The sequence below is a fragment of the Rhizobium sp. RSm-3 genome (assembly GCF_001854685.1).
GTDB classification, from domain to species: Bacteria; Pseudomonadota; Alphaproteobacteria; order Rhizobiales; family Rhizobiaceae; genus Rhizobium; species Rhizobium ecuadorense.
Window position 1 is genome coordinate 44105 of record NZ_MAWZ01000015.1, and the last position, 13261, is coordinate 57365.

The window sequence follows — 13261 nt, forward strand, 5'->3', positions numbered from 1 at the left end:
TTCCTTCTCCTCGTTCAAATTCAGCTGCCGAAGCTGCGCGTTTCCACGGTCCAGTCACGGGCTTTGCCCGTCAGGCTGCAGCCAAGCCCCGGACGCGCGGGCACGATCATCCGGCCATCCCTGATGTCGAGCTGCTCGTTGAACAGTGGCGCCAGCCAATCGAAATGCTCTACCCACGGCTCGTGCGCATAGGCGGCCGCCAGGTGCACATGGATTTCCATGGCGAAATGCGGCGCCAGGCGCATGCGTTTCGCCTCGGCTTGCGTGCAGATGCGGAGAAACGGCGTGATGCCGCCGACACGCGGCGCATCCGGCTGAATGAAGTCGACCGCGTCAGTGCGGATCAGGGCCATATGTTCGTCGGCGCTTGCCAGCATCTCGCCGGTGGCGATCGGTGTGGCGAGTTCCCGCGCCAGTGCGGCATGGCCTTCGGCGTCATAGGCATCGAGCGGTTCTTCGATCCATTCGAGATTGAGCGGCTCGACCAGCCGGCCGAAGCGCAACGCCGTCGTGCGGTCCCATTGCTGGTTGGCATCGACCATCAGCGGCACACGGCCGTCGATATGGCTGGTCACGGCATCAAGCCGGCGAAGGTCGATCATCGGGTCCGGCTGCCCGACCTTGATCTTGATGCCGCCGATACCGGCGGCGATCGAGTGATCGATGGCATCGCGGATTTCCTCGACACTCGACGACAGGAAGCCGCCTGACGTGTTGTAGCAGGCGACGCTGTCGCGATAAGCGCCGAGCAATTTTGCCAACGGCAGGCCGGCCCGTTTTGCCTTCAGGTCCCAGAGGCAGATGTCGATGGCGGCAATGGCCTGCGTCGCAATGCCGGAGCGTCCGACCGAGGCTCCGGCCCAGCAGAGCTTGTCCCATATCCGCGCCGTGTCGCTGGGATCTTCGCCGATCAGATTGTCGGCAATCTCGCAGGCATGCGCATAAAGAGCGGGGCCGCCGGCCCGCTTCGAGTAACTGAAGCCGAGACCGCTATGGCCGGCTTCGGAGACGATCTCGCAAAACAGAAATGCCACCTCAGTCAGCGGCTTCTGCCGGCCCGTCAAAACCTTGGCGTCGCTGATCGGCCGCGCCAACGGCAGATAAGCGAGCGACAGCGTGACCGAGCGGATGGCGTCCAGCTTGGCCGGGCCGGCCGCAAAGCCGGCCTTGGGCGGCTGTGCGGGGATCGTGCGTCGATTGGGATCAAACATCGTGGTGCCTCAGTTGATAGCCGGTTCAGCAGTCTTGCCACCGAATTCCGTCGTCAGGAAGTCGAAGTCGCAGCCTTTGTCGGCCTGCTCGATATGCTGGGAGAACATGAAGCCGTAACCGCGCTCGTAATGCCTTATCGGCGCCACCCAGGCGGCACGCCGCGCTGCGATCTGCTCTTCGGAGACCAGCATATTGAGGCTGCGCGCCGGAATGTCGAGCTCGACCATGTCCCCGGTTCGCAACAATGCCAGCGGCCCGCCGATATAAGATTCCGGCGCGGCGTGCAGCACGCAGGCGCCGAAGCTCGTTCCGGACATGCGGGCATCCGAAATGCGCACCATGTCGCGCAGGCCAAGCTTCAACAGTGCCTTCGGCATCGGGATCATGCCCCATTCCGGCATGCCGGGCCCGCCCTGCGGGCCGGCATTGCGCAGCACCAGCACCGTATCAGGCGTCAGCGGATAATCGGGATCGTCGATGATCTTCTTCATCTCCGCATAGCTGTCGGCGACCAGCGCCGGACCACGATGGCGGTGGAACTTCGGGTCGCAGGCCGCCGGCTTGATGACCGCGCCGTCGGGACACAGATTGCCCTTGAGCACGGCCAGCGAACCTTCGTGATAGACCGGGTTCGACAATGGCCGGATAACGTCGTCATTGTAGATTTTCACCTGGTCGAGGCCGTCCACCAAGGGCTTGCCCGTGACGGTGATCGCGGTTGGATCCAGCTTGTCGCCGAGCTGCTTCATCAGCGCCCGCAAGCCGCCCGCATAAAAGAAATCCTCCATCAGGTAGGTCGAACCGGACGGCCGGATGTTGGCAAGAACCGGCGTGGTGCGGCCGATGCGATCGAGGTCATCGAGCTCCAGCGGCACGCCGGCGCGCCGCGCCATGGCGATCAGATGGATGATCGCATTGGTGGAGCAGCCGGTCGCCATGGCGACCGTGACTGCATTGTCGACGGAGGCCGGCGTGATGATCTTGTCCGGTGTCAGATCCTCCCACACCATCTCGACGATGCGGCGGCCGCAGGCTGCCGACATGCGCTGGTGGTTGGCGTCGGCCGCCGGAATCGAGGAAGCGCCCGGCAGCGTCAATCCCATAGCCTCGGCGATCGCCGTCATCGTCGACGCCGTGCCCATGGTCATGCAATGGCCGTAGCTGCGGGCAATGCCGCCTTCGATGCCCTGCCACTCCTCTTTGGTGATCGTGCCGGCACGCCGCTCATCCCAATATTTGAAACCGTCGGTGCCGGAGCCGAGCGTCTTGCCGGCGTAATTGCCGCGGAGCATCGGACCGGCCGGCAGATAAACAAAGGGAATGCCCATGCTGACCGCCCCCATGACAAGGCCGGGTGTCGTCTTGTCGCAGCCGCCCATCAGAACGGCGCCGTCGACAGGATGGCTGCGCAACAGCTCCTCGGTCTCCATCGCCAGCATGTTGCGGTAGAGCATCGTCGTCGGCTTGACGAAATTTTCGGAAAGCGAAAGAGCCGGCAGTTCCATCGGGAACCCGCCCGACTGAAGAATGCCCCGCTTCACCCATTCCACGCGTTCGCGGAAATGCATGTGGCACGGCTGGGCGTCGGACCAGGTGTTGATGACGGCAATGATCGGCTTTCCCTGCCAATCCTCCGGCGCATAGCCCATCTGCATGGTCCGCGACCGGTGACCGAACGAACGCTGATCATCCGGCAGCATCCATCGGGCCGACCGCAATTCCTCGTAAATTTTTCTCGCGGCCACGGCTTTCTCCCACCTTTTTGCGTGCACCTCCGCACACCTTTTTCCAACTGATATTTTAGTTTCCCATATATATCAACGGCAACTTTGCATTCTTGTGCATTAGCGCGTGCAAAGCTATGAATGGAGTGAAAAGGATTGCCTCACATGAATTCCCAGTTTGCTTCCACATTCGGCCTGACTGCACCCGGTTTTCCAGCCGCGGCTGGCAGCACCGTCCAGCGCGTCTACGATGATCTCAGAAAGCGCATCATCACCATTCAGCTGCCGCCGGACACCACGCTGTCGCGCACCGAGCTTACCGAGACTTATGAAGTCAGCCAGACCCCCATTCGTGACGCGTTGCAGCTCCTCAAACAGGAAGGCCTGGTGCGCATTTACCCGCAGTCCCGCACCGTGGTGACCAGGATAGACGTCCTGCAGATATACGAGGCGCATTTCCTTCGCGTCGCGCTGGAATCGGAAGTCTGCCGCCGCCTCGCGACCGATCCGGATCCGGATCCAAGCGTCATCACGCGCGCCCGCTCGATCATCAAAATGCAGTCGGCCGTCGCCGACGACGTCGACCAGATCGCCATCTTCCAGGAGCTCGACGAACTCTTTCACCAGACATTGTTCGCAGGCGCCAAGCGCAGCAGCCTGCATCAACTGGTTCGCGAGCGGTCCGGCCATCTCGAGCGCCTTCGCCGTCTGCATCTGCCCGAAAAGGGCAAGATCATGAGCATCCTCGACGGCCACCACGCGATCATCGACGCGATTGCCGCCCGCGACGAACAGGGTGCGGTCGATGCGATTCGCGAGCATCTCAGCCGCACCGTCGCGAAAGTGGAAGAGCTCAGGAAGGAGTTCCCGGACTACTTCGTCTGAGCCTGCCGCGCCGCGGATTTCCACCGGGGTCAATTGACCGGCGTCAGCAGCGGCCTGCCTGCGAAGAAGGCGGCAAGGTTGTCGACCGTCAATTGCGCCATCCTGTCGCGCGTTTCCTCGGTGCCACTGGCGTGATGGGGATAGAGCACGACATTATCGAGCGCTGCAAAGCGCGGATCGGGATGGGGTTCGTTGAGGTAGACATCGATGCCCGCCGAGGCGATCCGCTTCTCCTGCAGGGCCCGGATCAGCGCCGGCTCATCGACCACGGTACCGCGGGCAATGTTGATGAAGCTGCCCGCCGGGCCGAGTGCGTTCAGCACCTCAGCCGAAATCAAACCTTCGGTCGAGGCCCCGCCCGGCGTCGCCACGATCAGGATATCTGCCCAGTCCGCCAGTTTCACCGGCTCGTCGAAATAGGCAAAATCGTTGCCGGCTTTTTTCGTCCGTCCGGAATAGCCGACCGTCAGCCCGACAGCCTCGCATCGCCTGGCAATCGCCATACCGATGCGGCCGAGGCCGACAATCCCGGCCTTCTTGCCCGACGTCGACGTTGTCAGCGGCATCATGCCGTTGCGCCCCCATTCGCCGGAGCGCACATAGCGGTCGCCTTCCGGCAGGCGCCGGCGGGCCGCCAGCATCAGAAGCAGCGCCGTGTCGGCAACGTCGTCGCACAGGACCTCGGATGTGTTGGTGAGCTTGATGCCGCGCCGCGTCATCGCCTCGACATCCATCTGGTCGTAGCCGGCCGAGGAACAGGCGGCAAGCTTCAGCGCCGGCAACTTCGCAAGCAGCGCCTCGTCGATCGTCACATGGCCGTTGCAGACCAGAGCCGTGCAGATCGGGCCGGCTTTGGCCAGAAGAGCATCGCGTTCCCGGCCTTCTGCAAGGTCCAGCCGGTGCAGCGTATAGATCTCCTCCAGCCCTGCCATCTGACGGGGCCGGAGCGGGTAGGCGACGATGACATCGGGCTTCATGCGGGAACGAGTCCTTCCTGTGTGAGGCGTGCGGCGCGCCGGGCGGCCTGGATTTCGGGATCGGGATCGAGGCCGGCGGCAAGCAGCGCCTGGGTGTAGGGGTGGGCGGGCGCATTGAAGATCCGGGCCACGGGCCCCTCCTCGACAATTTCGCCGGCCTTCATGACGATGACGCGGTCGGCGAAATCGCGAACCACCGGCAGGTCGTGCGCAATGAAAAGATAGGACAGGCCGAATTCGCGACGCAGGCCTTCGAGGAGGGCAATCACCTGCGCCTGGATCGACACGTCGAGCGCCGAAACCGCCTCGTCGCAGATGATCAGTTTCGGCTCCATCGCCAGCGCGCGGGCAATGGCGATGCGCTGGCGCTGGCCGCCGGAGAATTGATGCGGATAGCGGTCCGCCACATCCGGCTTAAGGCCGACCTTGATCAGCAATTCAGCCACCCTCTCCTTCCACCTTGCTTTCGGCAGGATCTCGGGGTGAATGACCCAGGCCTCGGAAATCAGCCTGAACACGGTCATCCGCGGGTTGAGCGACTGTGTCGGGTCCTGAAAGACCATCTGCAAATCACGACGCAGCCCGAATATTTCTCTCGGGGTCATCGCAAGCAGATCATTGCCGCGATAAAGGACCTGGCCCTCCTGCGGATCGTCGAGGCGAACGATCGCCCGGGCAAGGGTCGACTTGCCGGAACCGCTCTCGCCGACGACCGCGACGGTTTCGCCGGGCATGATGAGGAGGTCGACGCCTTTCAGGGCCTGGAAAGCACCAAAACTCTTCTTCAAGCCGATGGCGCGCAGCAGCGGCTCGCCCTGCCGGTCACGCTCCTGCGCCATCGCGCCCTTCCCCGGTGCGGCGGCAATCAGCTTCTTCGTATAGGCGTTCTGCGGATTGCGATAGACTTCGGCGGCATTGCCGGTTTCGACGACGCAGCCGGAATTCATCACCACGACCCGGTCGGCGATCTCGGCAACGACGCCGAGATCATGCGTGATCAGCAACAGACCCATTCCGGTTTCCTGCTGCAACTCCTGCAGAAGTTCGAGCACCTGAGCCTGCACCGTAACGTCCAGCGCGGTGGTGGGTTCATCGGCAATCAGGATGTCGGGCTTGCAGGCGATCGCCATGGCGATCATCAGGCGTTGCCGCTGTCCGCCGGAGAACTGGAACGGATATTTTCGCATCGCCGCCTGCGGATCGGTGATGCCGACGCGTCCGATCAATTCGAGCGCCCTTGCGCCGGCGCGCTCAGCGGGTTCACCGTGCGTGGTCATCATTTCGGTGATTTGCCAGCCGACCGGATAGACCGGGTTGAGATGGGCCAGCGGGTCCTGAAAGATCATGGCGATCCTGGCGCCGTTGATCGAACGCCGCTGCTCGGGCGTCATTGTCAGCATATCGCACCCATTCAGGAGAATGGTGCCGCTGGTGATCCTGCCGGGCGGCATATCGATCAGATTCATGACCGCCGAGGCGGAGACCGATTTACCCGAACCGCTTTCTCCGAGAATTGCCAGCGTCTCGCCGCGGTCGAGATGCCAGCTCACGTCCTGCACTGCCTTGACGGTGCCGCTGAGCGTGTGGAACTCGACCGAGAGGTTACGCACTTCCAGAAGATGTTCAGCCATTTTTCCCGCCCCTCATTTCCCTGCCTCTCATTTCAAGGCGCCAGCGTTGCGTCGGATCGAGCGCGATGCGCAGCCAATTCGACAGGAGGTTCAGCGACAGCGTCGTCAGGATGATGGCAAGGCCGGGCCAGAAGGACAGCCACCAGGCATTGGTGAGATAGGGCCGCCCTTGAGCAACCATGAGACCCCAGGTGATCTCAGGCGCCTGAATGCCGATCCCCAGGAACGACAGCGAGGATTCCGCCAGCATGACGAAGGCGAAATCAAGCGTCGCGATGGTCACCAGCGTCGGAAAGATCACCGGCAGGATGTGATTAAAGACAATGCGCCGGTTCGATGCCCCCATCACCTTCGCCGCCTGCACGAACATCCGCTCGCGCACCTCGAGTACTTCGGCGCGGGCGGTGCGCAGATAGATCGGAATACGGGTGATTGCCAGGACGAGGACGATATTGGTGACCGAGGGTTCGAGCATATAGAGCACGATCACCGCCAGAAGCAGCGACGGAAAGGACATGATGACGTCGCCGAGGCGCATGATCCATTGAGCCGCGGACGAGCGGCTGTAACCCGCCACCAGTCCGAGCGCCGTGCCGACGACGGAGGAGGCAAGCACCGCCGCCGCCGCAACCAGGATGGTGTTTTGCGCCGCCACGACGACGCGGGCCAGAAGCGGCCTGCCCAGCGCATCGGCGCCAAGGACGTAAAGCCATCCGCGGGTGAGATCGAAGGGCGGCGCGTTTCGGCCCCGCAGGTTCTGCTTGGTGGCGATGCCCTCCAGCAGAAACGGGCCAAACAGCGCACAGAGAAGAACGATCAGGAGGAACAGAGCGGCGAAGAAGGCCAGCTTGTCCGCCCACAGCATGGTCAACCAGCGCCCGATCGGGCCGCTCGGCTTTTTCTCGATGAGGATTTGTGTGTCGGTCATCGCCATCGCTCAATACCGGATACGCGGATCGAGCAGCGCATAAGCGATGTCGATCAACAGGTTCATGATGAAAATCGCCAATGCCGAGACCATGATGACGGCCAGCACGACGGCGAAATCGCGAAGCAGGATGGAATCGATCATCAGCTTGCCGATTCCCGGAAAACCGAACACCGTTTCGACGACGACGGCACCGTTCAAGATGGCTGCCGCCTGGTCGCCGATGACGGTGATCACCGGCAGCATTGCATTGCGCAGCCCGTGAACGAAGATGATCGAGTTCGAACGGACACCCTTGGCGCGGGCCGTCTTGACGTAGGCGGAAGATAGGACGCTGATCATCGAACCGCGCACAACCTGCAGGATCAGGCCGAAGGGCCGGATGAACAGCACGCTGACCGGCAGGACCCAATGCCAGAAGGTTCCCGTTCCCGATGTCGGCAGGACATGCAGTTTGACGGCGAAAATGACGATGGCCACGATCGCAAGCCAGAAATCCGGGGCCGCAGCGCCGATCAGCGAGAAGAAGGTGGCGAGACGATCGAAGACGCCGCCGACGCGAAACGCCGCCAGCGAACCGATGACGATCGCAGCCACCGTGACGAGCGTCATGGTGATGACAGCCAGCCAGAAGGTCCAGACGAAGGCCTCCAGCACGACATCCATGGCAGGGCGGGCCTGCCGCAGGGATTGACCGAAGTTGCCCTGAGCGAGATCGGCAACATAACGGCCGAACTGGATGATCAGCGGGTCATTGAACCCGTTCATCTCACGGAATTGCTGGCGCATTTCCGTGGTCGCATCGATCGGCAGATAGAGGTCGGTCGGGTCGCCTGTCAGCCGGGACAGGAAGAACACGATTACGATAAGCGCCACGAGCGATACGCCGCTGGCGATCGCGCGTTTGCCGATGAAACTTTTCATGCCACTCCTCCCGAGTGAAATTTATTCGGATCGTCAGCCTGATCTTCGCTCGTGCCGAAGCCCGCCCGTCATGCCCCTCCGGCGACAGGCGTCAACTGAAATATTAGTGAATCTAGAATTTTTGTGAACCCCTTTTCTTAGAATGATCAGGCCTTGTCAACCGGCGGCCTCCGTCGCCACGCCATGCCACCGGTGCCGATGATGGTCGCGCCAATGATGACCGCTGCACCGATCCAGGTCTGGGCAGCCGGAATTTCCGAGAAAAACAGGAAGGCCATCAGCGCCACGACCGGCAGCCGGAGAAAGTCGAGCGGCGCCAGGACGCTTGCGGCCGCCATGCCGAAGGCGCGCGTGATCAGCGTCATGTTGAAGGCGCCGAGTGCCCCCTGCATGGCGAGCAGCCCGAGTTGGCTCCAGCTCGGCATCGACCAGACCGGCAGCATGACGATCAGGCCAAGCGGCACCGTCGTGATCAGATTCCATGCAACCAGCCGGTCCGCGCTGTCCCTCAATGCCATCCGCCGCAGCATCAACTGGCTGGCCGCCGTCAAGACCGCTCCTGCCAGTGCAAAAAGCAGCCATTGATCGAAACCGGTCGCGCCTGGGCGAATGATGATCATGACGCCGACAAAACCCGCGGCGATGCCGGCGACGCTGGAGATGCCGACACGTTCCTTGAGCACAAGCCACGCACCGAGAACGAGAAACATCGGCATGGTGAAATTGATCGCCGTGGCATCGGCCAGCGGAGCGTGCGCAAAGGCGATGAACAACGCAACCAGTGAGGCAAGTTTCAGACCCGCACGCACGACATGCAGAACCCGGTAGGGAGAGGCTTTCAGACCAACCCGCGCCACGATCCACGGCGAGACGGCAAGAAGTCCGAAAAACGACCGGAAAAAGCCGATCATCAAGGGGTGCACGTCGCCGGCCAGCATGCGCACGATGATCGCGTCGAGACTGTTCAAAAAGGCGGCGGCCACCATCATGCAGACGGCGAGGCGTTTGCGACCGGGCTGCATCACGCTTCTCCTGATTGGACGAATGCAGGCCAGCCCATATCGATCGTTCGATACGGCGAGCGCGCTGACCAGACTCTGCCGCCACGGACTTAGCCCAATCGGTCAGCCGCCGTCCACACTAAAATACAAATATATTAGTTCAGAAGCGAATAAAGGCCGGACACCTCATAGGCCATTGAAAAACACATGAAATTTGGGGCGAATGATTTCCCACCGGCCAGCGGAATTTGAGGGTTGCAAGAATCGAGGGAATACACTCTACGTCTGATAATGAGCCGCAAAACTACCTGTGCTAGAGAAAATGCCGCCGTCCATCCGCGACGGCAGGTCAGCTATATCTCCTCGGTGCAACGGTTCCGGCAGAGCCTGACCTCCTCACCCCCGAATTAGCCGACCAGATGAAACCGCGACATCCCAGCCCGCTCTCAGGCAAGAGAGCCGGAGGGACAGGTCCGGAATTTCGCAACCCCATCCACTTACTCCACAAGGATATTTCCATGAAGCCTATGCGCAATCTCCGCCTGATGATGGCAAGCACCGCCTTCCTGGCGCTCGCTGGCCCCTCCTTCGCGCTTGACGGCGCCGACATGATGAAAAAGCTCAATGCCGCCACCAGTGCCGGCGGCACGGTCATCACCTTCGAAAAGGCTGAGGTCGATGGCGATACGGTAACGGCGACGGGCGTCCAGGTGGGCTCTACAAGCCTGCCCGGCGATACCTTGAAGATCGGCGAGCTTACCTTCGAGGGTGTCGAGGAAACCGAAGGCGGCGGCTACCACGCCAAAACAGTCTCTTTCCCGGATATCGACATGAGCCACGAGGAAGGACGATTTTCCGCCAAGGACATCGAGATCGCCGGCCTGACGATTCCCGCCAATGCCACGGGCGACACGCTGAACGACATCCTCCTCTATGAAACCGTCAGCACCGGGCCGATCGCGGTCAATATCAAGGGCAAGGACGTGTTTGCCATCGGGGGCATCGAGTCCAATCTCGAACGCCAGGATGGCGGCTTTACCTACGACGCCAATGTCGCCGGCCTGAAAGCCGACCTGTCGCAGGTCGAGGATGCGAGCGCGAAGGAAGCCATCGAGAAACTCGGCCTGGCCACGCTCGACGGCACGGTGACGATGAAGGGCAGCTGGGAAGTCGAAAGCGGCAAGATTGCCGTCGACGAATACGCGTTCGACTTCAAGAATATCGGCCGGCTGAATATCGCCGTCGACTTCTCCGGCTACACGCTCGCCTTCGTCAAGTCGCTGCAGGAGGCGGTGAAGACCGCCGAGGCCAATCCGAACAAGGAAGAGGCCAACCAGGCCGTCGGCCTGGCGATGCTGGGGCTGATGCAGCAGCTGACGTTCAACAGCGCCTCGATCCGCTTCGACGATGCCTCGATCACCAAGAAGGCGCTCGACTATGCCGGCGCGCAGCAGGGCGTCACCGGCGATGAGCTGACGCAATCGCTGAAAGGTCTTGTGCCGATGATGATGGCGCAGCTCAACCTGCCGGAGCTGCAGAACCAGGTATCCGCCGCCGTCAACGCCTATCTCGACGGGCCGAAAAACCTGACGATCAGTGCCGCGCCGGAAAAGCCCGTTCCATTTCCGATGATCATCGGCGCGGCCATGGGTGCGCCGAACACCATTCCTTCGGTCCTCGGCGTCAAGGTCACGGCGAACGACTAAGCTCGCCGCTCCAGCAGCCGGAGGCGGGTTCCGACCTGCCTCCGGTTCCATTCCGGGAAAGCCAAGGGTCGGCGATTTCTGCGAATGGCTCTACAGCTCGTCGCTGCGACGCCTCACGGCGTGCTTCAGCGCGATCATATGTCTTCGCCGTTCCAGCACATAATCGGCATAGCCGACGCAGAAGAACAGCAATGTCGGTCCGGCGTAGATGATGATCAGAGCCAATGCGATAAGGATGAATGCGGTCGTCATGATCTTGTTTCCATCATATGGGTCGTGCCGCCTTTAAAGCGGCGACAGCGGATAGGCCCTCATCTCGACATTCCCTGTCCTTATTTGTAGAAAATTCGCCGGCTGCGTATTCGTTCCTTCTCCGATCGATTTCCATCGGCGCGGCGACAACCGACGGCTCCCCTCCCTCTCGATCACTCCCGCGGCCTTTCCTCCCGCATTGCCGCCGTCACGCGCTTAAGCAGCGAGACCGACGGCAGATCCTCCAGCAAAACCGATAGCTTCGGCTTCCAGTTCGGATAGCTGTCGCTGGTACCCGGTATGTTGGTCGGTCTTTTCTCGTCGGTGAGATCGGCAAGCCGCACCGATGTCAGAAGCGATGGCGTCCGTGCAATGAAACGGTAGGCGCTGACGGTCAGATCTTTCAACGCCTCCTGGCCTGCCCGCGGCGCGAGCCGGGCCGGCACGTCGATGCCGGCAGCGTTGAAGACCGTTTTGAGGAATCTCCGCTCGTGCCTGCGGTGTTTGAGATGTTCTTCGGTCAGATCGGGCGGTACGATACCGTGTTCACAGCGATCCCGAATGTCGCCGCCGCGCCACCAGTCGGCAAGGGTCTGGTGGTCATGCGTCGAAATGCAGGCGAGCGCGAGGGCGGGATAGGCTTCGGCAGGCTTGAAACCCTGCTTGTCCTGTTCGTAGGAAAGGATCCGATAGGAGAGGATGCCGGCGGCCTCCAGATCCTCCTGCAATCCTTCCGGAATCATGCCGAGAGACTCCCCGATGACGAGGCATCGATGTTCGGCGGAAACCTCGGCGAGGATCTGCAGCAGCCGGTCCTCGGGATAGCGGACATAGGCGCCGCTGTCCGGCCTGGCGCCTAGCGGCACCAGGAAAAGTCGGCGGATCGCCGGGGCATGGTCGATGCGGATAGCGCCGGCGTAGCGCATGGCGGTGCTCACCATGCGCCGGTAAGGCGACATCTCCCCTCCGGCAATTTCGGATGGCAGATATCCGGCAAGGTGCCAGTCCTGCCCGTCAACGGCGAATGGATCGGGAGGACTGCCGATTGTCGCCTTGGAGACATAGATATCAGGCTCGCTCCACGTCGCCGAGCCATCGACCGCTTCGCCGACCGCAAGATCGAGATAGAGCCCGATCCTGAGGCCGGCCTTGCGCGCCCGCTCCGCCGCCTGCATCAGCTGGCGGTGGGCAAGCCATTGCAGCCACATGTGGAAGCGAACATCATCCGCGTGCTCACGTTCGAAATCGCCGACGGCGGCACTGTCGAAGCGCTGGAACTCGGTTGGCCATCGCCGCCAGCCGGCACCTGCCCCGCGCTCGACCATGGAAGAGGAAAGGCATTCGAACAGCGCATGCAGCCGCAGACTGTCGTCGCCTTGCGCCACGAATGCGTCGAAATCGGCCTCGTCATCAACGCGGCGCTGTCGCCGTGCCGACCAGAGGTCATGAAGGGCGCCAAGCTTGGTGCGCGCGACGCCGACGTAGTCGATGAGATCGGATTGGCGAAGGCCCTCCAATTGCCGTTCGAGTTCGGGACTGCCGGCAAATCCCGGCACCTGATCGACGGCGATATAGAGCGGGTTGAGATGCTGGCGGCTTGAGGGTTCATAGGGGCTGCAGCGGTCGGGATCGGCGAGGAACGGCGCGTGAAGCGGATTGAGGCCGATGAAATCGGCTCCCAGCGACCCCGCCAGATCGGCCATATCGGCCAGATCCTGGAAGTCCCCTATGCCCCAGTTGCGTGCCGACCGGAGCTCGTAAAGCTGCAGGCTCACGCCCCAGACCCGTGTAGCGGATAGGAAATCCGGCAGAAACGATACCGGGATCTTCCTGCCGTCCGGCTTTGCTTTCCGCTGCGGCGCGCCGGTCTCTTGATCTACCGTCAATTCGATATTCAGTGCCGAGAGTATTTTGCGCTTGGTCGCGGCTGAGATCACCACTTCCCGGTTCTCGGGGCTGGGCCTGGTCGGGCTGATGCCGTGGCGGCGGGCGAGTTTGTCGAGCTCTGCGGATTTCATCAT

The 13261-nt window shown here is 62.0% G+C and carries 11 protein-coding genes; 2 read left to right on the forward strand and 9 right to left on the reverse strand.

All coding sequences use genetic code 11. The features are described from left to right. Positions 1-20 precede the first annotated feature (20 nt). Positions 21-1211 (reverse strand): L-talarate/galactarate dehydratase, encoded by a 1191-nt coding sequence (locus BBJ66_RS16390; protein WP_071088362.1) that lies wholly within the window; start codon positions 1209-1211, stop codon positions 21-23. A gap of 9 nt (positions 1212-1220) precedes the next feature. After that, positions 1221-2957 carry an L-arabinonate dehydratase gene (gene araD, locus BBJ66_RS16395; protein ID WP_083335573.1) on the reverse strand — a complete coding sequence of 579 codons (1737 nt, stop codon included), beginning with the start codon at positions 2955-2957 and terminating at the stop codon, positions 1221-1223. Positions 2958-3101: 144 nt separating this feature from the next. Here araD and BBJ66_RS16400 point away from each other — a divergent pair, with 144 nt between their 5' ends. Further along, complete coding sequence (locus BBJ66_RS16400) at positions 3102-3821, forward strand: GntR family transcriptional regulator (RefSeq protein ID WP_071088366.1); 720 nt, start codon at positions 3102-3104, stop codon at positions 3819-3821. A gap of 29 nt (positions 3822-3850) precedes the next feature. Here BBJ66_RS16400 and BBJ66_RS16405 read toward each other — a convergent pair whose 3' ends face one another. From BBJ66_RS16405 to BBJ66_RS16425, 5 genes are all read right to left on the reverse strand, one after another. Continuing rightward, positions 3851-4798 (reverse strand): 2-hydroxyacid dehydrogenase, encoded by a 948-nt coding sequence (locus BBJ66_RS16405; protein ID WP_071088368.1) that lies wholly within the window; start codon positions 4796-4798, stop codon positions 3851-3853. Continuing rightward, positions 4795-6429 (reverse strand): ABC transporter ATP-binding protein, encoded by a 1635-nt coding sequence (locus BBJ66_RS16410; protein ID WP_071088370.1) that lies wholly within the window; start codon positions 6427-6429, stop codon positions 4795-4797. The genes BBJ66_RS16405 and BBJ66_RS16410 overlap by 4 nt, the downstream gene beginning before the upstream one ends. Beyond that, the gene (locus BBJ66_RS16415) at positions 6422-7363 is read right to left on the reverse strand and encodes an ABC transporter permease (RefSeq protein ID WP_171899891.1); all 942 of its coding nucleotides are present in this window, start codon (positions 7361-7363) and stop codon (positions 6422-6424) included. Before BBJ66_RS16415 ends, BBJ66_RS16410 begins: the two co-directional genes overlap by 8 nt. Positions 7364-7366: 3 nt before the next feature. After that, positions 7367-8281 (reverse strand): ABC transporter permease, encoded by a 915-nt coding sequence (locus BBJ66_RS16420; protein ID WP_049731032.1) that lies wholly within the window; start codon positions 8279-8281, stop codon positions 7367-7369. Between the two features lie 146 nt (positions 8282-8427). Beyond that, positions 8428-9303 (reverse strand): DMT family transporter, encoded by an 876-nt coding sequence (locus tag BBJ66_RS16425; RefSeq protein ID WP_071088372.1) that lies wholly within the window; start codon positions 9301-9303, stop codon positions 8428-8430. Positions 9304-9800: 497 nt separating this feature from the next. On the opposite strand from BBJ66_RS16425, the gene BBJ66_RS16430 reads away from it, so the two are divergent. Continuing rightward, positions 9801-10988, forward strand: a complete 1188-nt coding sequence (locus tag BBJ66_RS16430) for a hypothetical protein (RefSeq protein WP_071088374.1) — start codon at positions 9801-9803, stop codon at positions 10986-10988. Positions 10989-11078: 90 nt separating this feature from the next. Here BBJ66_RS16430 and BBJ66_RS34970 read toward each other — a convergent pair whose 3' ends face one another. Together BBJ66_RS34970 and malQ are read right to left on the reverse strand one after the other, a co-directional pair. Continuing rightward, positions 11079-11240 (reverse strand): hypothetical protein, encoded by a 162-nt coding sequence (locus BBJ66_RS34970; RefSeq protein WP_167347725.1) that lies wholly within the window; start codon positions 11238-11240, stop codon positions 11079-11081. Positions 11241-11413: 173 nt separating this feature from the next. After that, a complete protein-coding gene (gene malQ, locus BBJ66_RS16435; RefSeq protein ID WP_071088439.1) occupies positions 11414-13258 on the reverse strand; it encodes a 4-alpha-glucanotransferase in 1845 nt (614 codons plus the stop codon). Between the last annotated feature and the right edge of the window lie 3 nt (positions 13259-13261).